General features: G+C 71.1%; 20 protein-coding genes. 4 read left to right on the forward strand and 16 right to left on the reverse strand.

The window, feature by feature from the left end:
* Positions 1-42: 42 nt before the first annotated feature.
* The 11 genes from aroQ to rpsD form a co-directional block, all read right to left on the reverse strand.
* Entirely contained in the window at positions 43-483 is a 441-nt protein-coding gene (aroQ, locus tag ACZ518_RS23720) for a type II 3-dehydroquinate dehydratase (RefSeq protein WP_125594202.1), read from the reverse strand.
* On the reverse strand, positions 480-1,571 hold the full coding sequence (gene aroB, locus ACZ518_RS23725) for a 3-dehydroquinate synthase (RefSeq protein ID WP_469114999.1): 1,092 nt from the start codon (positions 1,569-1,571) through the stop codon (positions 480-482). The genes aroQ and aroB overlap by 4 nt, the downstream gene beginning before the upstream one ends.
* Positions 1,568-2,086, reverse strand: a complete 519-nt coding sequence (locus tag ACZ518_RS23730) for a shikimate kinase (protein ID WP_469115000.1) — start codon at positions 2,084-2,086, stop codon at positions 1,568-1,570. The genes aroB and ACZ518_RS23730 overlap by 4 nt, the downstream gene beginning before the upstream one ends.
* Positions 2,083-3,267, reverse strand: a complete 1,185-nt coding sequence (aroC, locus tag ACZ518_RS23735) for a chorismate synthase (RefSeq protein WP_469115001.1) — start codon at positions 3,265-3,267, stop codon at positions 2,083-2,085. Before aroC ends, ACZ518_RS23730 begins: the two co-directional genes overlap by 4 nt.
* 187 nt (positions 3,268-3,454) lie before the next feature.
* The gene (locus ACZ518_RS23740) at positions 3,455-4,282 is read right to left on the reverse strand and encodes a shikimate dehydrogenase (RefSeq protein WP_469115002.1); all 828 of its coding nucleotides are present in this window, start codon (positions 4,280-4,282) and stop codon (positions 3,455-3,457) included.
* 6 nt (positions 4,283-4,288) lie between these two features.
* Positions 4,289-6,028: an endolytic transglycosylase MltG gene (gene mltG, locus ACZ518_RS23745; RefSeq protein ID WP_469115003.1), complete on the reverse strand. Its 1,740-nt coding sequence runs from the start codon at positions 6,026-6,028 to the stop codon at positions 4,289-4,291.
* 128 nt (positions 6,029-6,156) lie between these two features.
* Positions 6,157-6,627: a Holliday junction resolvase RuvX gene (gene ruvX / locus ACZ518_RS23750; RefSeq protein WP_030028999.1), complete on the reverse strand. Its 471-nt coding sequence runs from the start codon at positions 6,625-6,627 to the stop codon at positions 6,157-6,159.
* A 2-nt stretch (positions 6,628-6,629) separates the two neighbouring features.
* Positions 6,630-9,299, reverse strand: coding sequence for an alanine--tRNA ligase (alaS, locus tag ACZ518_RS23755; RefSeq protein ID WP_469115004.1), 2,670 nt, complete (start codon positions 9,297-9,299; stop codon positions 6,630-6,632).
* On the reverse strand, positions 9,299-9,661 hold the full coding sequence (locus ACZ518_RS23760; protein ID WP_469115005.1) for a DUF6167 family protein: 363 nt from the start codon (positions 9,659-9,661) through the stop codon (positions 9,299-9,301). The genes alaS and ACZ518_RS23760 overlap by 1 nt, the downstream gene beginning before the upstream one ends.
* An 8-nt stretch (positions 9,662-9,669) precedes the next feature.
* Positions 9,670-10,098: a DUF948 domain-containing protein gene (locus tag ACZ518_RS23765; protein WP_469115006.1), complete on the reverse strand. Its 429-nt coding sequence runs from the start codon at positions 10,096-10,098 to the stop codon at positions 9,670-9,672.
* A gap of 422 nt (positions 10,099-10,520) precedes the next feature.
* Complete coding sequence (gene rpsD / locus ACZ518_RS23770; RefSeq protein WP_365156943.1) at positions 10,521-11,132, reverse strand: 30S ribosomal protein S4; 612 nt, start codon at positions 11,130-11,132, stop codon at positions 10,521-10,523.
* Positions 11,133-11,187: 55 nt separating this feature from the next.
* Between rpsD and ACZ518_RS23775 the strand changes: the two genes are divergently transcribed.
* A complete protein-coding gene (locus ACZ518_RS23775) occupies positions 11,188-12,096 on the forward strand; it encodes a DUF2470 domain-containing protein (RefSeq protein ID WP_469115007.1) in 909 nt (302 codons plus the stop codon).
* A 60-nt stretch (positions 12,097-12,156) separates the two neighbouring features.
* Here ACZ518_RS23775 and ACZ518_RS23780 read toward each other — a convergent pair whose 3' ends face one another.
* The 4 genes from ACZ518_RS23780 to ACZ518_RS23795 all read right to left on the reverse strand — a co-directional run bounded on the left by ACZ518_RS23780 (position 12,157) and on the right by ACZ518_RS23795 (position 16,322).
* Positions 12,157-13,509: a replication-associated recombination protein A gene (locus tag ACZ518_RS23780; protein ID WP_469115008.1), complete on the reverse strand. Its 1,353-nt coding sequence runs from the start codon at positions 13,507-13,509 to the stop codon at positions 12,157-12,159.
* A 40-nt stretch (positions 13,510-13,549) separates the two neighbouring features.
* A complete protein-coding gene (locus tag ACZ518_RS23785; RefSeq protein WP_469115009.1) occupies positions 13,550-14,164 on the reverse strand; it encodes a vitamin K epoxide reductase family protein in 615 nt (204 codons plus the stop codon).
* Positions 14,165-14,341: 177 nt separating this feature from the next.
* On the reverse strand, positions 14,342-15,601 hold the full coding sequence (hisS, locus tag ACZ518_RS23790) for a histidine--tRNA ligase (RefSeq protein WP_469115010.1): 1,260 nt from the start codon (positions 15,599-15,601) through the stop codon (positions 14,342-14,344).
* Positions 15,602-15,611: 10 nt separating this feature from the next.
* Entirely contained in the window at positions 15,612-16,322 is a 711-nt protein-coding gene (locus ACZ518_RS23795; protein WP_469115011.1) for an MBL fold metallo-hydrolase, read from the reverse strand.
* 152 nt (positions 16,323-16,474) lie between these two features.
* Between ACZ518_RS23795 and ACZ518_RS23800 the strand changes: the two genes are divergently transcribed.
* The 3 genes from ACZ518_RS23800 (at position 16,475) to ACZ518_RS23810 (ending at position 20,150) form a co-directional block, all read left to right on the forward strand.
* Positions 16,475-17,257 carry a peptidylprolyl isomerase gene (locus tag ACZ518_RS23800; protein ID WP_469115012.1) on the forward strand — a complete coding sequence of 261 codons (783 nt, stop codon included), beginning with the start codon at positions 16,475-16,477 and terminating at the stop codon, positions 17,255-17,257.
* A gap of 189 nt (positions 17,258-17,446) precedes the next feature.
* Entirely contained in the window at positions 17,447-18,676 is a 1,230-nt protein-coding gene (locus ACZ518_RS23805) for a DUF349 domain-containing protein (protein ID WP_469115013.1), read from the forward strand.
* Positions 18,677-18,962: 286 nt separating this feature from the next.
* On the forward strand, positions 18,963-20,150 hold the full coding sequence (locus ACZ518_RS23810; RefSeq protein ID WP_469115014.1) for a glycosyltransferase family 39 protein: 1,188 nt from the start codon (positions 18,963-18,965) through the stop codon (positions 20,148-20,150).
* 76 nt (positions 20,151-20,226) lie between these two features.
* On the opposite strand, the gene ACZ518_RS23815 is transcribed toward ACZ518_RS23810, so the two are convergent.
* Positions 20,227-22,650, reverse strand: coding sequence for a RelA/SpoT family protein (locus ACZ518_RS23815; RefSeq protein ID WP_469115015.1), 2,424 nt, complete (start codon positions 22,648-22,650; stop codon positions 20,227-20,229).
* Between the last annotated feature and the right edge of the window lie 78 nt (positions 22,651-22,728).

Consider the following 22,728-nt stretch of genomic DNA (forward strand, 5'->3'; position numbering starts at 1 on the left):
GCCACTCCGTCTCGTTCAGGCGACTGATGCGAGAACGTTATCTCAGGCCGTGACCTCTTCCGCCAGCGCACGCAGCGCCAGCCGGTAGGAGCCCAGCCCGAAGCCGGCGACGGTACCGGTCGCCACGGCCGCGATGACCGAGGTGTGCCGGAACTCCTCCCGGGCGTACGGGTTGGAGATGTGCACCTCGATCAGCGGCGCGGTGCGCTGCGCGGCGGCGTCCCGCATGGCGTACGAGTAGTGCGTGAAGGCGCCCGGGTTGATGACGACCGGGATCCTGCCGTCCGCCGCCTCGTGCAGCCAGCGCACCAGCTCGCCCTCGTCGTTGGTCTCGCGGACCTCCACGTCGAAGCCGAGTTCCGCGCCCAGGGTGCGGCAGCTCTCCACGAGTCCCGCGTACGAGGTGGCCCCGTACACGTCGGGCTCGCGGGACCCGAGCCGGCCCAGGTTCGGGCCGTTCAGGACCAGCACCCGGCGGCTCACGCGGAGACCTCGCCGTACGCGGCGACCAGGTGCGCCGGGTCCGGGCCCTCCAGCACGGTGGGCTTGGCCAGGCCGTCCAGGACGATGAAGCGCAGCAGGTTGCCGCGGGACTTCTTGTCGACCTGCATGGTCTGGAGCAGCTTGGTCCACTGGTCGCCGCGGTAGGTCAGCGGCAGGCCCACCGAGGCCAGCACCGCCTTGTGGCGGTCGGCGGTGGCGTCGTCCAGCCGTCCGGCCAGCCGGCCGAGCTCGGCCGCGAAGACCATGCCGACGGAGACCGCCGCGCCGTGGCGCCACTTGTAGCGCTCGTTCTTCTCGATGGCGTGCGCGAGGGTGTGGCCGTAGTTGAGGATCTCCCGCAGCCCCGACTCCTTGAGGTCGCTGGAGACCACGTCGGCCTTGACCTGGATGGAGCGGCAGATCAGCTCGGCCGTGTGCGGGCCCGCGGGCGTGCGGGCCGCCGCCGGGTCCTCCTCGATGAGGTCGAGGATCACCGGGTCGGAGATGAACCCGGCCTTGATGATCTCGGCGAGGCCGCTGACGTAGTCGTTGACCGGCAGCGACTCCAGCGCGGCCAGGTCGCAGAGCACCCCGGCCGGCGGGTGGAAGGCGCCGACGAGGTTCTTGCCCTCGGCGGTGTTGATGCCGGTCTTGCCGCCGACGGCCGCGTCCACCATGGCGAGGACGGTGGTGGGGACGGCGATCCAGCGCACCCCGCGCAGCCAGCTGGCCGCGACGAAGCCCGCCAGGTCGGTGGTGGCGCCGCCGCCCACGCCGACGATGACGTCGGTGCGGGTGAAGTTCGACTGGCCGAGCGCCTTCCAGCAGTACGCGGCCACCTCGACGGTCTTGGCCTCCTCGGCGTTCGGCACCTGGATGGCGATCGCCTCGTAGCCCTGCTCCGCCAGGTCCGCGCGCAGCGCCTCGCCGGTGTCGGCCAGCGCCTCGGGGTGGATCACGGCGACCCGCTGGGCCTTCGTGCCGATCAGGCCGCCCAGCTCGCCGAGCAGCTGCCGGCCGACCAGCACGTCGTACGCGTCGTGTCCGGCGCTGGCGCCGACGTTGATCCGCGTCACCTGGTCTGTCATACGTCCTTCAACTCCAGAGCGTCGAGGACCGCCTGGGCGACCTCTTCGGGGGTGCGGTCGTCGGTGGCCACGACGACGCGCGCGACTTCGGTGTACAGGTGGCGCCTGGCCTCCATCAGCTCGCGCCACTGGCGGCGCGGGTTGACGGCGAGCAGCGGGCGGGCGGCGCCGAGCCCGACGCGGCGCACGGCCTCCTCGACGTCCATCGACAGGTAGGCGACGGGCAGTCCGGTCAGCAGGGCGCGGGTGCCCTCGTCGAGGACGGCACCGCCGCCGAGGGCGAGGACTCCGGTGTGCTCGGCGACGGCGGCCGCGACGGCCGCGCGCTCCAGCTCACGGAAGTACGGCTCGCCCTCGTCGACGAAGATGTCGGAGATCTCCCGGCCCTGGGCCGCGACGATGTCCGCGTCGGTGTCCCGGTAGGGGACGCCGAGCCGGCGGGCGAGCACGCCGCCCACCGTGGACTTGCCGGAACCCATGGGTCCGACGAGTACGACCAGGGGGCCGCCCGTCACCGGATCTGCAGGTTGTCGAGGTAGGCCCGCACGTTGCGGCGGGTTTCGGGGACCGAGTCCCCGCCGAACTTCTCGACCACGGCGTCGGCCAGCACGAGCGCGACCATGGCCTCGGCGACGATGCCCGCGGCGGGCACGGCGCAGACGTCGGAGCGCTGGTGGTGGGCCACGGTGGCCTCGCCGGTGGCGACGTCGACGGTGGCCAGGGCGCGCGGCACGGTCGCGATGGGCTTCATCGCGGCGCGGACGCGCAGCAGTTCGCCGGTGGTCAGGCCGCCCTCGGTGCCGCCGGAGCGGCCGGAGGTGCGCTTGAGGCCCTCGGGGGTGGAGACGATCTCGTCGTGCGCCTTGGAGCCGGGCACGCGGGCCAGCTCGAAGCCGTCGCCGACCTCGACGCCCTTGATGGCCTGGATGCCCATGAGCGCGGCGGCGAGGCGGGCGTCGAGGCGGCGGTCCCAGTGGACGTGGGAGCCGAGGCCGACGGGCACGCCGTACGCGAGGACCTCGACGACGCCGCCGAGGGTGTCGCCGTCCTTGTGGGCCTGGTCGATCTCCGCGACCATCGCCTTCGACGCGTCGGCGTCGAGGCAGCGCACCGGGTCGGCGTCGAGCTTGTCGACGTCGGCGGGGGTCGGGTAGACGCCGTAGGGGGCCTTGGCCGAGGCCAGCTCCACCACGTGGGAGACGATCTCGATGCCGGCGACCTCCTTGATGAAGGAGCGGGCGACGGCGCCGAGGGCGACGCGGGCGGCGGTCTCACGGGCGCTGGCGCGCTCCAGGATCGGCCGGGCCTCGTCGAAGCCGTACTTCTGCATGCCCGCGAGGTCGGCGTGGCCGGGGCGGGGGCGGGTCAGCGGCGCGTTGCGGCCGGTCTCCTTGAGCAGCGAGGGGTCGACCGGGTCGGCCGACATGACCGTCTCCCACTTGGGCCACTCGGTGTTGCCGATCATGACCGCGACCGGGGAGCCCTGGGACAGGCCGTGGCGGACGCCGCCGAGGAAGGTGATCTCGTCCTGCTCGAACTTCATGCGGGCACCGCGGCCATAGCCGAGCCGGCGCCTCGCCAGGTGGTCGGCCACCAGCTCGGTGGTGACCGGGACGCCGGCGGGAAGACCCTCCAGCGTCGCGACCAGTGCCGGTCCGTGCGACTCTCCTGCGGTCAGCCAACGCAACCTGCTCAACGATGCTCCTCATGCTCGCGCCTGGCACTGCGACGACGCGTCCGGCTGCGCGGACCGGACGGCCGTACCCGAATCCTCCCACGTCCGGGCCGTCCTGCGGATCTCGGTCCAGCTGACGGACGACGCGGACGGCCGGGACGTACGCGAGGGTGCCGGGCAGGGCTATCGGCTTCCTACGCGCGGGGCGTCAGTGGCGGGCGCGCAGGGCCGCTTCGCCCGCGGCCCGCATGGCGGCCAGGGGGCCGGGGGTGCGGCCGGTCATCTGCTCGACCTGGAGCACGGCCTGGTGGACGAGCAGGTCGAGGCCGCCGAGGAGGGTGCCGCCGTGCCCGGACCAGGCGGCGGCCAGGGCGGTGGGCCAGGGGTCGTAGAGGACGTCGAAGAGGGTGCCGGGCGCGTCCGGGACGGCGGCGGCGAGCTCGTCCGTGGCGCCGGCCGGGGTGGTGGCGATGACCAGCGGCGCCTCCAGCGCCCGCGCCGCCTCCGACCAGTCGGCCGTGCGGACGTCCACGCCGAGCCGCTCGCCCCACTGGCGCATCTCGTCCGCGCGGGCTGCCGAGCGGACGTACGCGGTGACCTCGCCGGTGCAGATCCGGGCGAGGGCGGCGAGCGCCGAGGAGGCGGTGGCCCCCGCCCCGAGGATCGCGGCGGCGGGCACCTTCTCGACGCCGCGCTCGTGCAGGGCGGCGACGAGCCCCGGAATGTCGGTGTTGTCGCCGATGCGGCGGCCGTCCTCGGTGAGCACCACCGTGTTGACGGCCTCCACGGAGGCGGCGGTGTCGCTGATCCCGTCGAGCAGCGGGATGATCGCCCGCTTGAGCGGCATGGTCAGCGACAGCCCGGCCCACTCGGGGCCGAGGTCCGCCACGAACGCGGGCAGGGCGGCCTCGTCGATCTCGAACCGGTCGTAGGACCAGTCGTCGAGGCCGAGCTCCCGGTACGCGGCGCGGTGCAGCACCGGTGAGAGGGAGTGCTCGATGGGCGAACCCAGCACCGCGGCCCGTATCCGTGACATGTCCTGCTACCCGCCGTTCTTCTGCTTCTGGCGCTCCTGGAACTCCGCGACGAGCTTCAGGTGCTCGTCGTAGGTCTTGGTGAAGGTCGTCTTGTTGCCGTCGACCGACACGAAGAACATCCAGCCGCCGTGGTCGGGGTTGAGCGTAGCGTTCACGGCGTCCGCACCGGGGTTGCCGATCGGGCCGGGGGGCAGTCCCTTGACGAAGTGCGTGTTGTAGGGGTTGTCGAACTTCTGGGCTTCCTTGAGGTTGAAGTTGATCTCGCTCTGGTTCTTGACGTAGTTGTACGTCGAGTCGAACTCGATCTTCTGGTTCGTGACGTCGTTGGTCTTCTTGAGGCGGTTGTAGACCACCTCGGACATCTTGCGGAAGTCGTCGTGGTTGCGGCCCTCGGCGTTGACGAGGCTGGCCACGGTGATCACCTGGAGGGGGTTCTCCAGGCCCAGCTCCTTGGCCTTGCCCTCGACGCCCATCTCCAGGTACTTGTCCGACGCCTGCTTGACCATCTGGCGGAGCAGGGACTCGGGGGTGCTGTCCTTGCTGAGGTCGTAGCGCATCGGGAACAGGAAGCCTTCGAGCGGGTCGATGGCCTTCGGGTTGGCGGCGGCCCAGGCGGGCAGGCCGAGGTTCTTGGCCTCGCGCAGGGCGACGTCCTTGGTGGTGCCGTCCGGCTTGCCGAGCTTCTTGTCGATCGCCTCGTACACCTTGGAGTTGCGCATGCCCTCGGTGACGGTGAGCACGTTCAGCTTGGTGGGGTCGATCATCACCGCGACGGCGGCCGCGGCGGACATCTTCTTCTTCAGGGGGTAGACGCCGGGCTGGATCGACTGGCCCTTGGGGTTCGCCTTGGCCGCGTCGACGAAGGCCTGGGCGCTGGCGACCACGCCGGCTTCCTTGAGGATGCGGCCCATCTGGCCCAGGCCCGCGTTCTTGGGGATCTCGACCTCGACGGTCTCGCCGCTGCCCTCGCCGGCGAAGTCCTCGGCCGGGGCGAAGCGGTCGTGGAGGTAGTTGTAGCCGTAGTAGCCGCCACCGCCGACGACACCGATGATCACCACGGCGGCGATCAGGCATGCGGTGCCGCTGCGCTTCTTCTGTTTGCCGCCCTTGCCGCCCTTGGCGCGACCGCCCGTGCGGCGCCCGGCTGAGAGCGGCTCGTCACCGTCGTCGGCGCTCCGGCCGCCGGCGGGCAGGAGCCCCTCGTCGGGCTCCTCCTCGTCGAGCGGCTCCTCGACCGGTTCCGGTTCCAGGTGGCGCAGACCGGGCGGCTGCGGCGGCGGGTAGGCCTCGGGGGTGGTGTACAGGTCGGGGGCCTCGCCGGGGTAGGCCCCGACGGTCTGCTGCGCGTACGGGTCGGCGCCCGCGTACGCGTCGACCTGTACGGCCGCGGCAGCGTACTGGCCCTGGCCGGTGTCCCAGCCCTGGCCGTTGCCGCCGTCGTACACCGGCTGGGGGGCCATGGGCTGAGGGGCCATCTGCTGGGCCGCCATCTGCTGGGCCATCTGCTGCTGGGCCATCTGCTGGTACTGGAGCTGCTGCGCGTACGCCTGCTCGTCGTACTGCTGCTGGTACTGGCCCGCGTACTGCTGCTGGTACTGCGGCTCCTGCGGGTACTGCTGCTGAGGGTCCCCGCCGTAGGGCACCTGCGCCTGCTGCGTCTGGTGCGCGGTCCACCCCTGGTCCCCGTAGAGGGGGTCCTGGGGGTTCCACGGTTCGGAGCCGTGGCCCCGGCCATAGTCAGTCATCGGTCCCCTAGAGCCGCGAGACGAAGGCCACGGCTTCTTTCGGCCACGACACCCGGTTCCGCCTCTTTGGTGGTGAGCGACGGCTGTTCGAATGCCGTCTCATCGCGCGGAACGTTACCGTATCGCGATCAGACAACCACTTCGACGCACTCACCGGGCGGATTACCTGATACCCGTTCGGTCTCAAGAGCGTTCTGGAGGATAACCACAGCGGCTGCCTGGTCGATAACCGACCGGCCCTTCTTCGCGTTCCTCCCGGAGGCCCGCAGGCCCTGGGCGGCGGTGACCGTGGTCATCCGCTCGTCCACCAGACGGACCGTCACCGGCTTGATGCCCTTGGCCAGTTCGTTCGCGAATGCGCGCACCTTGGCCGCGGCCGGCCCCTCCCGCCCGCTGAGCGAGCGGGGGAGGCCGACCACGACTTCGAGGGGCTCGTACTCCTCGACGAGCTGCCGCAGCCGCCGGTGAGCGAAGGGGATGTCCCGGCCCGGGACGGTCTCCACCGGCGTGGCGAGCACCCCGTCGGGGTCGCAGGACGCGACCCCGATCCGGGCGTCTCCGACATCGATGGCCAGTCGGCGGCCGCGGCGCAGGGTCATCGTCAGGCCGTCTCTGCCACGAGGCGCTCGACGGCGGCGATGGCCTCGGGCACGGCGCCCGGGTTCTGGCCGCCACCCTGGGCCACGTCCGGCTTGCCGCCACCGCCGCCGCCGAGGGTCTTGGCGGCGGTGCGGACCAGGTCACCGGCCTTGAGGCCGCGCTCGCGGGCCGCCTCGTTGGTGGCGATGACGGTCAGCGGGCGGTCGTTCGCCACGGTGAAGAGGGCGACGACGGCCGGGCGGTCGCCCTGGATGCGGCCGCGGACGTCGAGGACCAGCTTGCGCAGGTCGTCGGCGCCCGTGCCGTCCGGCACCTGGCCGACGACGAGGGCCACGCCGCGGATGTCCTGGGCGTTCGAGGCGAGACCGGCGGCGGCCTGGAGGACCTTCTCCGCGCGGAACTTCTCGATCTCCTTCTCGGCGTCCTTCAGCTTGCCGAGCATGGTGGCGATCTTCTCCGGCAGCTCCTCCGGACGGCCCTTGACGAGCTCCTGGAGCTGGGCGACGACCGTGTGCTCCTTGGCGAGGAAGTTGTACGCGTCGACGCCGACCAGGGCCTCGACGCGGCGCACGCCGGAGCCGATGGAGGACTCGCCGAGCAGCTTCACCAGACCCAGCTGGGAGGTGTTGCCGACGTGCGTGCCGCCGCACAGCTCCTTGGAGAAGTCGCCGATGGTGACGACGCGGACCCGCTCGCCGTACTTCTCGCCGAACTCGGCGATGGCGCCCTGCTTCTTCGCCTCGTCGATGCTCATGATCTCGGCGGTGACGTCGAGCTCGCGGGACAGCACGTCGTTGATCTTCTGCTCGACGTCGGTGAGGACCGTGCCGGGGACGGCGTTCGGCGAGCCGAAGTCGAAGCGGAAGCGGCCGGGGCTGTTCTCGGAGCCGGCCTGGGCGGCCGTCGGGCCGAGGGCGTCGCGCAGCGCCTGGTGCGTCAGGTGCGTGGCCGAGTGGGCGCGGGCGATGGCCCGGCGGCGCTTGATGTCGATGGCGGCGTACGCGGAGGCGCCCACCGTGACCTCGCCGACCTGCACGGAGCCCTTGTGCACGGAGACACCGGGGACGGGCTGCTGGACGTCGCGGACCTCGATGACGGCACCGGTGTCGAGCTTGATGCGGCCCTGGTCGGCGAGCTGGCCGCCGCCCTCGGCGTAGAAGGGGGTGCGGTCGAGGACGACCTCGACCTCGTCGCCCTCGGAGGCGGCGGGCGCGGAGACGCCGTTGACCAGGAGGCCGACGATGGTGGACTCGCCCTGGGTGGTGGAGTAGCCGGTGAACTCGGTGGCGCCGGAGCCGTCGGCGATCTCCCGGTAGGCCGACATGTCGGCGTGGCCGGTCTTCTTGGCCTTGGCGTCGGCCTTGGCGCGGTCGCGCTGCTCCTGCATCAGGCGGCGGAAGCCGGACTCGTCCACGGAGAGGCCCTGCTCGGCGGCCATCTCCAGGGTGAGGTCGATCGGGAAGCCCCAGGTGTCGTGGAGCAGGAACGCCTTGTCGCCGGAGAGGACCGTGCCGCCGGCGGCCTTGGTCTCGGTCACGGCGGTGTCGAGGATGTTGGTGCCGCCCTTGACGGCCTTCAGGAAGGCGGCCTCTTCGGCGAGGGCGACGGTCTCGATGCGCTTGCGGTCGGTGACCAGCTCGGGGTACTGCTGCCCCATCGTGTCGATCACGACGTCGATCAGGTCCTGCACGACCGGGCCGGTGGCGCCCATGAGGCGCATGTTGCGGATGGCGCGGCGCATGATGCGGCGCAGCACGTAGCCGCGGCCCTCGTTGCCGGGGGTGACGCCGTCGCCGATGAGCATGACGGAGGTGCGCATGTGGTCGGCGACCACGCGCATCGAGACGTCGGTGCCCTGGGCGGCGCCGTACTGCACGCCGGTCAGCTCGGTGGCCTTGTCCATGACCACGCGCAGGGTGTCGGTCTCGTACATGTTCTGCACGCCCTGCAGGATCATCGCGAGGCGTTCGAGGCCGAGGCCGGTGTCGATGTTCTTCGACGGCAGGTCGCCGAGGATCGGGAAGTCTTCCTTCCCGTCGCCGGCGCCGCGCTCGTACTGCATGAAGACCAGGTTCCAGATCTCCACGTAGCGCTCGTCGTTGACGGCCGGGCCGCCCTCGACGCCGAACTCGGGGCCGCGGTCGTAGTTGATCTCGGAGCAGGGACCGCAGGGGCCGGGGACGCCCATGGACCAGAAGTTGTCCTTCTTGCCCAGGCGCTGGATGCGCTCGGCGGGGACGCCGATCACGTCGCGCCAGATCGTCTCGGCCTCGTCGTCGTCGAGGTAGACGGTGATCCAGAGCTTCTCGGGCTCAAGGCCGTAGCCGCCGTCCGCCACGGAGCTGGTGAGCAGCTCCCAGGCGTACTTGATGGCGCCTTCCTTGAAGTAGTCCCCGAAGGAGAAGTTGCCGCACATCTGGAAGAACGTGCCGTGGCGGGTGGTCTTGCCGACCTCTTCGATGTCCGGGGTGCGGACGCACTTCTGCACGCTGGTGGCGCGGGGGGCCGGGGGCTTGGTCTCGCCGAGGAAGTACGGCTTGAACGGGACCATGCCCGCGTTGACCAGCAGCAGAGTCGGGTCGTCCGCGATGAGCGACGCCGAAGGGACAACGGTGTGACCGCGCTCCTCGAAGAAGCTCAGCCAGCGGCGGCGGATTTCAGCCGACTCCATCAGTGGTCCTCATTCCGGTTGTACGAAAAATTCGAACGGTGGGTGTTCTGGTCGTTCTGGCGGTGCTCGATGGCCCGCAGCCGCCGCGGCCCGGGGAGGGCGGTGACGTTGTCGGGCCGGGCTGTGTCCTCTTCGGACCGGCACAACCCGAGTGCGTCGTTCAGCTCGTCCTCGCGCTGCGTCATTCCCGCCTTGACGTCGAGGGCGAATTCCTTGAGTCGGTGCCCGGCCTCCACGGCCTTGTCGGCCGCCTGGGCGGCGAGGCTCTCCGGGGTCAGCTTCTTCAGCTGGCGGTTGACCTTGGTGGTGGCCCACACGCCGGCGGCGGCGCCTGCGGTGAACCAGAAGGCTCGGCGGAACATCGGCGGTCTCAGCCCTTCTGCTTCCGGCGCCGGGCCGGCGGCACCGTACGGCCGACGATCACGGTTCGCCGGGTGGTCTTCTGCGGGGCGTCCTCGGTGCGGCCCAGCGCCTTGCGCACGCCGTAGCCGAAGGCCGCGACCTTGACCAGGGGTCCGCCGAAGGTGGTGGCCACGGTGGAGGACAGCGCGGAGGCGTTGGAGGTGACCTCCTGGACGTCGCTCGCGATGGCGTCGACCCGGTCGAGCTGGGTGCGCGCGGAGCGGACGGTCGTCGAGGCGTCCGCCAGCAGCGGGACGGCCTGCTCGGTGACGTCGGCCACGAGCTTGGTGGTCGCGCGGAGCACCTGCGCGAGCCGTACCAGCACCACGGCGAGGAAGGACACCAGAATGGCCCAGAAGACGGCCACGAGGATGCCGGCCACCTCTCCACCGGACACGTTGCACCGCTCCCTGATCTGCTTGCCTACGGTTTCACTACGGATCTACTGCGGAGAAAAGTCTCTCTCCGACCCTATCGCGCCGGAGATCCGCCGCAGTACCGGAATTCCGGGTCCGGCGCTCGCCCCCGCGGACCCGCCTCGTACCCGGCGCGTCCGGAACAGTACTCTCCGTGCCCCGTGCGACAGCGACCCACCCGGCGTGCGCCCTCGGGCAATCTTCCCTCGGAGCCGAGTTCCTTCGTCGGGCGGGGTGCCGAACCCGCCGGGGTGGCGCGGGCCCTGGACTCCTCCCGGCTGGCCACGGTGACCGGGGTGTGCGGGGCGGGGAAGTCCCGGCCGGCGCCGGGCAACGGAAAGGCCCGCCGCCCCCGGAGGGGACGGCGGGCCGATACCAGCCTGCGAGGGCTACGGCCGCTGGATCAGCGGGCGTAGTACTCGACGACGAGCTGCTCGTCGCAGATGACCGGGATTTCCTTGCGGTTCGGGTCGCGGTCGAGGCGGAAGGCCAGGGCCTTCAGGTTGACCTGCAGGTAGCGCGGGGTCTCGCCCTCACCGGCGTAGCCACCCTCGCGGGCAACCTGGAAGGGGTGCTTCTCGCGGCTGCGCTCGCGGACCGTGATGACGTCGTCGGGACGCACGCGGAACGACGGCTTGTCGACCTTGCCACCGTTGACCTCGATGTGGCCGTGGACGACCATCTGGCGGGCCTGGTAGATGGTGCGGGCGACGCCGGCACGCAGGACCAGGGCGTCCAGACGACGCTCGAGCTCGACGACCAGCGCCTCGCCCGTCTTGCCCTCGGCCTTCTTCGCGCGGTCGTACGCGCGGGCCATCTGGCGCTCGGAGATGTCGTACTGGGCGCGCAGACGCTGCTTCTCGAGCAGACGGACCTTGTAGTCCGAGTTCTGCTTGCGGCCACGGCCGTGCTCGCCCGGCGGGTAGGGGCGGGCCTCGAAGTACTTGACGGCCTTCGGCGTCAGGGCGATGCCGAGGGCACGAGACTTCTTGACCTTGGGTCGCTTCTGGTTCACGGGGAACCTACCTCCATGTAAGTTAGGTGAGGCTTACCTTAGCGAGGAGGACGTAATGTCTCGACCACATGGGATCCCCCTGCCCAGTGCGCGCCGCAGTTCGGATTCCAACGAAACGAAATCCGCTTTCGACGACGATAAGCAAGGTCAGCCGCGTCCCAGGGAAGGCGTTCGGCAGCTCACCGGAGCCGAACGCGTACGAACCCTCGTAGAGTCCAACGCCTCAGTATCCCTCACGCTGCCGGGTGCTTTCGACCAGGCCGAGTGGTGGACAGGGGTGCCGGCCGCGCGGACCGTCACCCCGGACGGGGACGTGATCCTCCTGGTATCAGGGGGATCCGCGGCTGCCAGGGCTGCCGCTCACGCCCAGGACGACGACCTCCCCGCCGTGATCGAGATCACGGATGTGGCGCCGGTGTCCGTGCCCCATCGTATCCGAGGCCGCGCCCGCCTCTCCGGGTGGCTGACCCCGGTGCGCGGGGACGACCGCGCGCCCTGCGCGGCCCTGCTCGCGGAGCGGCACCCGGTGGGCGAGCTGCTGGGCCTGACCGAATCGCAGGACCCGCCGTACACCGGCCGGCCCGCCTGGATGATGCTGCGCCTGGAGGTCGGCGAGATCGCGCTGGAGGACCTGTGGGGCGCCGGGCCGGTGGACCCCGACGGCCTGGCGGCCGCCGAGCCCGACCCGCTGACCGCCCACGAGACGGAGCTGCTCCAGCACCTCGCCTCCGCCCACGCCGAGCGGGTCGCCGACCTGTGCGGGCTGCTCGGCGCCCGGGAGACGGCCGGGATGACCGCCGTCCCCCTCGCCCTGGACCGCCTCGGGCTGCGCGTGCGCTTCACCGCCGGCCCCGGCCGGGCCGCCCGCTCCTTCGACGCACGGTTCGACTTCCCGGAGCCGGTGGCGGACGTCCGCGGCCTGCGCCGTGCCATGCGCGCCCTGTTCGCCGCCGCCGCGCGCTGAGGTCGGCCGTTCATCTCAGGCGGCAGGAGCCGACGACGGTCCTGTGACTCGTCACAGCCGTCAGCCGGACCCCCGCAGCCGCTCGCGGACCTTGTCCACCACGTCCGCGTAGCGCGCCTCCGCCCCGTACCGCGTCGGCTCGTAGTACCGCTTCCCGTGGATCTCGTCCGGCGCGTACTGCTGCGCGGCGATGGCGCCCGGCACGTCGTGCGGGTAGACGTACCCCACCGCGTGCCCCAGCTTCGCCGCGCCCTTGTAGTGCCCGTCCCGCAGGTGCGCCGGCACGGCGCCGGCCAGCCCGGCCCGTACGTCGGCCAGCGCCGCGCCGATCGCGGTCGTGGCGGTGTTCGACTTCGGGGCCAGCGCCAGCGCGATGGTCGCGTGCGAGAGGGTCAGCGCGGCCTCCGGGAAGCCGATCATCGCCACCGCCTGGGCGGCCGCCACCGCCAGCGGCAGGGCCGTCGGGTCCGCCAGGCCGATGTCCTCGCTCGCGGAGATCATCAGGCGCCGCGCGATGAACCGGGGGTCCTCGCCGGCCTCGATCATCCGGGCCAGGTAGTGCAGCGCGGCGTCCACGTCCGAGCCCCGGATCGACTTGATCAGGGCGCTGGCCACGTCGTAGTGCTGGTCGCCGTCCTTGTCGTAGCGGACGGCCGCCCGGTCGACGGCCTCCTCCAGGGTCTGGAGGGTGATCTCCTCCTCGCCCTTGGCGATGGCCGAGCCGGCCCCCGCCTCCAGGGCGGTCAGCGCCCGGCGGGCGTCGCCGCCGGCGATGCGCAGCAGGTGTGCCTCGGCGTCGGCGGGCAGGGCCACCGCCCCGCCCAGGCCGCGCTCCTCCGTCAGCGCGCGCCGCAGCAGCGCGCTCAGGTCCTCGTCGGTCAGCGGCTCCAGGGTCAGGAGCAGCGAGCGCGACAGCAGCGGGGAGATGATCGAGAAGTACGGGTTCTCCGTGGTCGCCGCGATCAGGGTGACCCAGCGGTTCTCCACGGCGGGCAGCAGCGAGTCCTGCTGCGCCTTGCTGAAGCGGTGGATCTCGTCCAGGAAGAGGACGGTCTCCTTGCCGTAGCCGCCGGCGGCGCGCTTGGCGCCCTCGATGACGGCCCGGACCTCCTTGACACCGGCGGTGATCGCGGACAGCTCGACGAACCGCTTCCGGGTGGCCTGGCTGACCACGTACGCGAGGGTGGTCTTGCCGATGCCGGGCGGGCCCCAGAGGATCACCGACGAGGCTCCGGCCGGTCCCCCGGCGCCCTCCCCCACCAGCCGGCGCAGCGGGGAGCCCGGCTTCAGCAGGTGTTGCTGGCCGACGACCTCGTCCAGGTTGCGCGGGCGCATGCGGACGGCGAGCGGGGAGCTCGCGGGGTCCTTCTCCTGGCGGTCCTCGGCTGCGGCGGTGAAGAGATCTGGTTCCACACCGGAAGCCTATGCGAGGCCACTGACAGCCCGACGGGCCTCAGGAGGTCCAGAAGTCCCACCAGCGGGTCAGGATCAGCATGCCGATGATCCCGATGTGCAGTACGGGCAGCACCCAGGTGAACTCGTCCAGGAAGCCGCGCAGCCAGCCGGGGGCGGGCAGCAGGCCCTGGCGCACGTTGTGCGAGGTGACGTACCAGAACATCAGGATGGTGGCGACCCAGGCCAGGCAGCACCACAGGCAGAGCGAGTTGATGTTGTACAGGGACTGGTACATCAGCCAGGCGCAGAATCCGACGCCGAAGAGGGTGCCGGCGTTCAGGGTCAGCCAGTACCAGCGGCCGAACCGGGCCCCGGCCAGCAGGCTCATGCCGACGCAGATCACGATGCCGTAGGCGACCAGGCCGAGCATCGGGTTGGGGAAGCCGAAGACGGCCGCCTGCTCGCTCTTCATGATGTTGCCGCAGGAGACGACCGGGTTCAGGGAGCAGCCCGGGACGAAGTCCGGGTCCTCCAGCAGCTTGAACTTGTCGATGGTGATCACCCAGGCGGCCAGCAGGCCCGCCGCTCCGGTGATGACCAGCAGCAGGGCCAGCGCCCGGCTCCCGCCGAAGGTCCGCGGAGCGGTGTCCGCGCCTGCGCCTGTTGTCGTCATCCCGATCCCGCCCGCTCCGCTTCCGCAAGGTCATCAAGCAGGGGCCATTGTGCCGTACGGGGCTGTCCGCCATCCGTTCGCCGGAGATAAGGACGGCCCGGAGCGCTTGTGGGATCGGGCGCCGGGGGCGGGGCGGGGAGGACTCCCCCGCCCCGCCCCCGGCGGACGGTACGGACGTCAGGCCAGACGGGCCCGCACCTCGGCGACCACGTCGGCGACGGCCACGGCGGCCTGCTCGCCGGACTCCATGTCCTTGAGCTGGACCACGCCCTCGGCGAGGTCGCGGTCACCCACGACGATGGCGAAGCGCGCACCGCTGCGGTTGGCGTCCTTCATGGCGCCCTTGAGGCCCTTTCCACCGTAGGACATGTCGGCCGCGACCCCGGCCCTGCGCAGTTCGGTCACCAGACCGAAGACGGCGGGCTTGGCCTCGCCCAGCGCGACCGCGAACACCGCCGTGGAGGCCGGGATGTCCAGCTCCACGCCCTCCGCCTCCAGGGCGAGGACGGTGCGGTCCACGCCGAGCGCCCAGCCGACCGACGGCAGCGCCGGTCCGCCGATCATCTCGGACAGGCCGTCGTAGCGGCCGCCGCCGCCCACCGCGGACTGCGAGCCCAGGCCGTCGTGGACGAACTCGAAGGTGGTGCGGGTGTAGTAGTCGAGGCCGCGCACCAGCTTCTCGTCGTCCTCGAAGGCGACCCCGGCGGCCGTGACCAGGGCCCGGACCTCCTCGTGGTACGCCTTGCACGCGTCGCACAGGTAGTCGCGCAGCACGGGGGCGCCCACCAGCTGCTTCTGCACCTCGGGCCGCTTGTCGTCGAGGACGCGCAGCGGGTTGATCTCGGCCCGGCGCACGGTCTCCTCGTCGAGGTCGAGGCCGCGCAGGAAGCCCTGGAGCGCCTCCCGGTAGACCGGGCGGCACTCCTTGTCGCCGAGCGAGTTCAGCAGGATGCGGAAGTTGCGCAGGCCCAGCGAGCGGTACGCCTGGTCCGCGAGGATGATCAGCTCGGCGTCCAGCGCCGGGTCCTCGGCGCCGATGGCCTCGGCGCCGACCTGCGAGAAGTGGCGGTAGCGGCCCTTCTGCGGCTTCTCGTAGCGGTAGTACGAGCCCGAGTACCAGAGCTTGACCGGCAGGTTGCCCTTCTTGTGCAGGCTGGCCTCCAGCGCGGCGCGCAGGACGGAGGCGGTGCCCTCGGGGCGCAGCGCGAGCTGGTCGCCGCCCTTGGTCTCGAAGGCGTACATCTCCTTGGAGACGATGTCGGTGGATTCGCCGACGCCGCGGGCGAAGAGGCCGACGTCCTCGAAGCCGGGGGTCTCGATGTAGCCGTAGCCGGAGTTGCGCAGGGGCGCGGAGATGGCCTCGCGCACCGCCAGGTAGTTCACGGAAACCGGCGGGATCAGGTCGTACGTGCCCTTGGGGGCCTGAAAAGTAGCCACGAAACTCTCGTCACATTCCTCGTCGTGGGGCGGCGGTGCCGTCCCCCAGGCCGGCGGCGACTTCCCGCAGGTACGGGTTGGTCGCGCGCTCACGGCCGATGGTGGTCTGGGGACCGTGGCCGGACAGCACCACCGTCGAGTCCTCCAGCGGCAGGCACACGCGGGCCAGCGACTGGAGTATCTCGGCGTGGGAGCCGCCGGGCAGGTCGGTGCGTCCGATGGAGCCGGCGAACAGCAGGTCGCCCGAGAAGAAGACGGGCGGGACGTCCGCCTGCTCGGGCATCCGGAAGGTCACCGACCCCTTGGTATGCCCGGGCGCGTGCGCCACCGAGAACTCCATCCCCGCCAGCTTCAGGGCGGCGCCGTCGGTGAGCTCGCGGACGTCGTCCGGCTCGCCCACGGTCAGCTCCCCCATGAGCGGCATGCCGATGGAGCGGCCGAGCGCCTTCTCCGGGTCGCTCATCATGTAGCGGTCCTCGGGGTGGATCCAGGCCGGTACGTCGTGTGCTCCGCACACCGGGACCACCGAGGCCACATGATCGATGTGGCCATGGGTGAGGACGACGGCGACGGGCTTGAGGCGGTGCTTCTTCAGCGTCTCCTCGACGCCCTGGGCGGCCTGGTGGCCCGGGTCGATGATGACGCACTCCTCACCGGCGGCGGGGGCGACCAGGTAGCAGTTGGTGCCCCAGGCCCCGGCGGGGAATCCGGCAATCAGCACGTTCGTCCTCAATCGTCGTCCGGCGGGAGGCAGCGGATCGGAATCTGCTGCTCAGAGCCTACCGGCGCCCCTCATTACACAGCGAACCCATATACGGTACGGCCTAACCCAGCCCGGACAGCGGTACCAGAGACGCACAAGGAGACGACCCGGTGGTCACGAGCGATCAGCGTCGGCGACAGCTCGCCAGGGAGAAGTACGAGCGCCAGCAGAAGCGCCGCGCGGAGGCCCGGCGCAAGTCACGGCAGCGTCTGGCGGTCATCGGCGCGGCCTCGGCCGTGGTGATCGCCACCCTGGTCGGCCTCGTCGTGGGCGGTGTGTTCGACAGCGAGGACACGAAGGACTCGGCGGCCGACCCCTCGTCGTCCCCGTCGGCGCCGACGCCGAAGAAGTCCCCCTCCCCCGCCATGGCGATCGACGACAAGGCGAAGTACACCTTCGACCTGAAGACCAGCGCGGGCGACGTGAAGTTCGAGATGGACGCGGCGAAGACCCCGCAGACGGTCAACTCGTTCAAGTCGCTCGCCGACAAGGGCTTCTTCGACAGGACCAAGTGCCACCGCCTGGTCACCGGCGGGATCTTCGTCCTCCAGTGCGGCGACCCGGAGGGCACCGGCACGGGCGGCCCCGGCTACAACGTGCCGGACGAGAACCTGGACTCCCTGGGCAAGCCGAACGAGCAGGGGCAGGTGGTCTACCCGGCCGGCACGGTCGCGATGGCCAATACCGGCCGCCCCGGCACCGGCGGCAGCCAGTTCTTCCTCGTCTACAAGGACAGCCCGCTCGCCCCGTCCTACACCCCCTTCGGCAAGATCGACGCGGCCGGTGTGAAGGTGCTGGAGGAGGTGGCCAAGGCCGGGACCGCCGACGGGGCCCAGGACGGGGCCCCCAAGACCCCGGTGACCATCGAGAAGGGCACCGTCACCAAGAACTGACGGGGCACCGCGGCCCCGGGCCCGGCGGGCCCGCCGCCCGTACGTCGATATTCCGTCGTGCGGGATGCGGACAGCCGGCCCGGCGGTCGCCTATGTTGGCGTTGTGCAGGGCGGGCGCTGCCCGCCCCAGGAAACTGTGGACGATGCCCGGGGGTCCACCCCCGGCGGGCATCAGGTGGAGGAGGCGCTGTGAGCAGCGACCCGTGGGGCCGAGTCGACGAGACCGGCACCGTGTACGTGCGTACTTCCGAGGGCGAGCAGGTCGTCGGCTCGTGGCAGGCGGGCACCCCTGAGGAGGCCCTGGCCTACTTCGAGCGCAAGTACGAGGGCTTGGTGGTCGAGATCGGCCTCCTCGAACGGCGGGTTCGGACCACCGATCTGTCCGCCAAGGACGCCCAGACGGCCATCGAGCACCTGCGTACCCAGGTGGACGAGCACCACGCCGTGGGCGACCTGGCGGCGCTGCGCGTCCGGCTCGACAAGCTGGTGGCGACGGTGGACTCGCGGCGCGAGGAGCGCAAGGTCCAGAAGGCCAAGCAGGCGGACGAGGCCCGTACGGCCAAGGACGCCCTGGTCACCGAGGCGGAGCAGCTGGCGCAGAGCGACCAGTGGCGCAGTGCCGGTGAGCGGCTGCGCGCGCTGGTGGACATCTGGAAGGGGCTGCCCCGGCTCGACCGCAAGTCGGACGACGAGCTGTGGCACCGCTTCTCGCACGCCCGCTCCGCCTTCTCCAAGCGCCGCAAGGCCCACTTCGCCGCGCTGGACGCGCAGCGCGAGGACGCCCGCAAGGCCAAGGAGAAGCTGGTCGCGGAGGCCGAGTCGCTGTCGAAGTCGACGGACTGGGGTCCGACGGCCGCCCGCTACCGCGAGCTGATGGACAGCTGGAAGGCGGCGGGCCGGGCGCAGCGCGAGGCCGAGGACGACCTGTGGAACCGTTTCCGCGGTGCTCAGGACGTGTTCTTCGCGGCGCGCGGCGAGGTCTTCGCGGAGCGCGACGCCGAGCAGGTCGAGAACCTGAAGCTGAAGGAGGAGCTGGTCGTCGAGGCGGAGAAGCTCGTCCCGGTGACGGACCTGAAGGCGGCCCGGGCCGCGTTCCGCTCCATCAACGAGCGCTGGGAGGGCATCGGCCACGTGCCGCGCGACGCCCGTCCCAAGGTCGAGGGCCGGATGCACGCCGTGGAGCGGGCCATCCAGGAGGCCGAGGAGGGCGAGTGGCGCCGTACGAACCCGGAGGCGCGGGCCCGTGCGGCCGGTCTGACCGGGCAGCTGCAGGCGGCCGTCGACAAGCTGCGTGAGCAGATCGACGCGGCGCGCGCGGCCGGCAACAACGCGAAGGCGGACAAGCTGGCCCGGGAGCTGGAGGGCCGGCAGGCCCTGCTGGACCAGGCTCTGAAGGGCCTGGAGGAGTTCGGCGGCTGACGCCGCGCACTCCCGCGTCCCCGATCGTTCGGCTGACGGGCACCACCGGTTCGGTCCGGTGGTGCCCGTCCGTCGTTCCGGCGCCTGAGGTCTCGTACGCGGCCTGTTTCGTGCGGCCCGTTCGTTACGTGGTCGACGCAGCCTGCGCGTCTGTCCCAGCCGGCGCATGTGTACCGTTGTACGGTGCCGCATCGGCGGCCCTCCAGCCGGGCGAGGACCAGGATCGAAAGTGACACATACCCACATACGCGCTGAAGTCCCAGAGACCCGTCTCGTTGCCCGGCCCGTGGCCGACAAGAGGGGATCGGGACTCCGGGGGGTCGGACGGCGCGTACTGGCCAACCTCAGGCGCGCCCGGAAGGCGCTGCTGATCCACATCGGACTGCGCGCCGTCGGGCTCGCCGTGATGGCGGTCTGGGCCCGCCGCGAGGGCGTGGGGCCGCTGGAGGTCCTGGGCGGGCGCTGGGACTCCGACTTCTACCTGCACATGGCCGAGCACGGTCTGACGACGGAGATGCCCGCGTCCTGCGGCGCGGTGGGGCCGGGCTGCCAGATGGCGTTCTTCCCCGTCTACCCGGTGCTGGTCCGGTGGACCGTGAACGTCACGCAGCTGCCCGTGAACTGGGCGGCGATCGGGGTGGCCCTGCTCGCGTCGGTGATCGCCGCGTGGGGGATCTTCGCCGTCACCGACAAGATCTACGGGCGTCGGGTCGCCCTCTTCACCTGCGCCCTGTTCGCGATCGTGCCGGCGGCGCTGGTCCAGTCGATGGCGTACACCGAGCCGGTGTTCCTCGCCCTGTCGGTGTGGGCCATGTACGCGGTGCTGAAGAAGTCCTGGCTGACGGCCGGTGTGCTGGCCTTCTTCGCCGGCGCCACCCGTCCGTCGGGTTCGGCGATCGTCGCGGCCGTGGTGCTGGCGGGCGTCTGGGAGTTCGTGCAGTGGCTCCGCGGGCGGCGTGTGCAGCGTCCGGCCGTGGGGCGGATCGTCGTGGCCTCGCTGATCGCCCCGCTGGGCTGGTTCGGGTACGTGGGCTTCGTCGGCTGGCATTTCGGCCGCTGGGACGGCTACTTCGAGCTCCAGCAGCGCTGGGGTTCGAAGTACGACGGCGGTTTCGACACGCTCCGGTCGCTGAAGAAGACCTTCACCGATACCCACCTCACCCTCAACCACGTGGTGGTGTCGCTGACGGTGGTCGCGGCCGTGGTGCTGTTCGTCCTGATCACACGCAGGCGCCGGCCCCCGGCGGTCCTGTGGATCTTCACGGCGATGACCCTGCTGGTGGCGCTGGGCGGCGCGGGCTTCTACTACTCCAAGATGCGCTTCATCATGCCGGCGTTCCCGCTGCTGTTCCCCTTCGCCCTGGCCCTGGCCAGGGCCCGGCGGAACACGGTGCTGTGGGTCGTCGGATCCGCCACGGTGGTGTCCGCGCTCTTCGGGGGCAACCTCAACTTCGTCTGGTGGGCCAACCCCTGAGCGGGTCCTCCCCGTACGTGACGGTGGGCGCCACCCCCTCGGGGACGGCGCCCACCGTCATGTTCGGCGCGGGGCGCTACGGCCTGCGGGCCGAGGTGACGCGGTACACGTCGTAGACGCCCTCGACGCCCCGTACGGCCTTCAGGACGTGCCCCAGGTGCTTGGGGTCGCCCATCTCGAAGGTGAACCGGGAGGTTGCCACCCGGTCGCGGGAGGTCTGCACGGCCGCCGAGAGGATGTTCACGTGCTGGTCCGACAGGACCCGGGTGACGTCCGACAGCAGCCGGGACCGGTCCAGCGCCTCGACCTGGATGGCGACCAGGAAGACGGAGGACTGGGTCGGCGCCCACTCCACCTCCAGCATCCGCTCGGGCTGCTGGGAGAGGGAGTCGACGTTGACGCAGTCGGCACGGTGAACCGATACGCCACTGCCGCGCGTGACGAAGCCGATGATCGGGTCGCCGGGCACCGGGGTGCAACAGCGGGCCAGCTTCACCCACACGTCCTCGACGCCCTTGACGACCACACCCGGGTCGGCGTTGCCACGCCGCTTGGTGCGGGCGCGCGACGGCGGGACGCTCTCCTCGATGTCCTCGTTGGCGGCGTCCTCGCCGCCGAGGGCCTGCACCAGCTTCTGCACGACGCCCTGCGCGGCCACGTGGCCCTCGCCGATCGCCGCGTACAGGGAGGAGATGTCCGGGTAGCGCATCTCGTGCGCCAGGGTGACGAGGGAGTCGCCCGTCAGGATGCGCTGGATCGGCAGGTTCTGCTTGCGCATGGCCCGGGCGATGGCGTCCTTGCCGTGCTCGATGGCCTCGTCGCGGCGCTCCTTGGAGAACCAGGCGCGGATCTTGTTGCGGGCCCGGGGGGACTTCACGAAGCCGAGCCAGTCGCGGGACGGGCCCGCGCCCTCGGCCTTGGAGGTGAAGACCTCGACCAGGTCGCCGTTGTCCAGGGTCGATTCGAGCGGGACGAGCCGCCCGTTGACCCGCGCCCCTATGGTGCGGTGTCCGACCTCGGTGTGGACCGCGTACGCGAAGTCCACGGAGGTCGCGCCGGCGGGCAGCGCGATGACGTCGCCCTTGGGGGTGAAGACGAAGACCTCGTTGCGGGAGAGGTCGAAGCGCAGCGAGTCGAGGAACTCGCCCGGGTCCTCCGTCTCCTTCTGCCAGTCGAGCAGCTGGCGCAGCCAGGCCATGTCGTTGACGGTGTCCTGGCCGGCGCTGCCCTTGGCGGCCTGCGGGACGTCGGTACGGACCTTGGAGGCGCCGGCGACGGTCTGCTGCTTGTACTTCCAGTGCGCGGCGATGCCGTACTCGGCGCGGCGGTGCATGTCGAAGGTGCGGATCTGGAGTTCGACCGGCTTGCCGCTGGGCCCGATGACCGTCGTGTGCAGCGACTGGTACATGTTGAACTTGGGCATCGCGATGTAGTCCTTGAACCGGCCGGGGACCGGGTTCCAGCGCGCGTGCACCGTGCCGAGGGCGGCGTAGCAGTCCCGGACGGTGTCCACGAGGACGCGGATGCCCACCAGGTCGTAGATCTCTGCGAAGTCACGGCCGCGGACGATCATCTTCTGGTAGACGCTGTAGTAGTGCTTGGGTCTGCCGGTGACGGTGGCCTTGATCCGGGCCGCGCGCAGGTCGACCATCACCTCGTCCGTGACGACGGCGAGGTACTCGTCGCGCTTGGGCGCCCGCTCGGCGACGAGCCGCACGATCTCGTCGTACATCTTGGGGTAGAGGATGGCGAAGGCGAGGTCCTCGAGCTCCCACTTGATCGTGTTCATGCCGAGGCGGTGGGCCAGCGGCGCGTAGATCTCCAGGGTCTCGCGGGCCTTCTTCTCCTGCTTCTCCCGCTTGAGGTAGCGCATGGTGCGCATGTTGTGCAGGCGGTCGGCGAGCTTGATGACCAGGACGCGCGGGTCCTTGGCCATGGCGACGACCATCTTGCGGACGGTCTCGGCCTGGGCCGCCTCGCCGAACTTGACCCGGTCGAGCTTGGTGACGCCGTCGACGAGGAGGGCGACGGCGTCGCCGAAGTCGCGGCGCAGCTGCTCCAGGCCGTACTCGGTGTCCTCGACGGTGTCGTGCAACAGGCCGGCCATCAGGGTGGCCGGGTCCATGCCCAGCTCGGCGAGGATGGTGGTCACCGCGAGCGGGTGGGTGATGTACGGGTCGCCGCTCTTGCGCTTCTGGCCGCGGTGCCAGCGTTCGGCGACCTGGTAGGCCTGCTCGATCTGGCGCAGCGTCGCCGTCTCGATCTTCGGGTCGTTGCTGCGGACTATACGGAGGAGCGGTTCCAGTACGGGGTTGTACGGGTTGGAACGCTGCACGCCGAGGCGCGCCAGCCTGGCGCGCACCCGGTTGGAGGACCCGGCCGGCCTGGCCGGGACGGGCTTGACCGGCGGGGCCGGCGGGGGCGTGGCTGCGGCCGCCGCGGCCGGGTCGGCCTTCGGGTCGGGCTGTGCGGCGGAGAGTGGCTGGACCTCGTCTGGCAAGAGCGCTCCTCTGGGGGTCCCCCCGGACGGAGTCAGGGGGAGGATCCGGGGGCCCGGTCAGGTCCGGATAACCCATGG

The sequence above is a fragment of the Streptomyces sp. NPDC033966 genome (assembly GCF_055575955.1).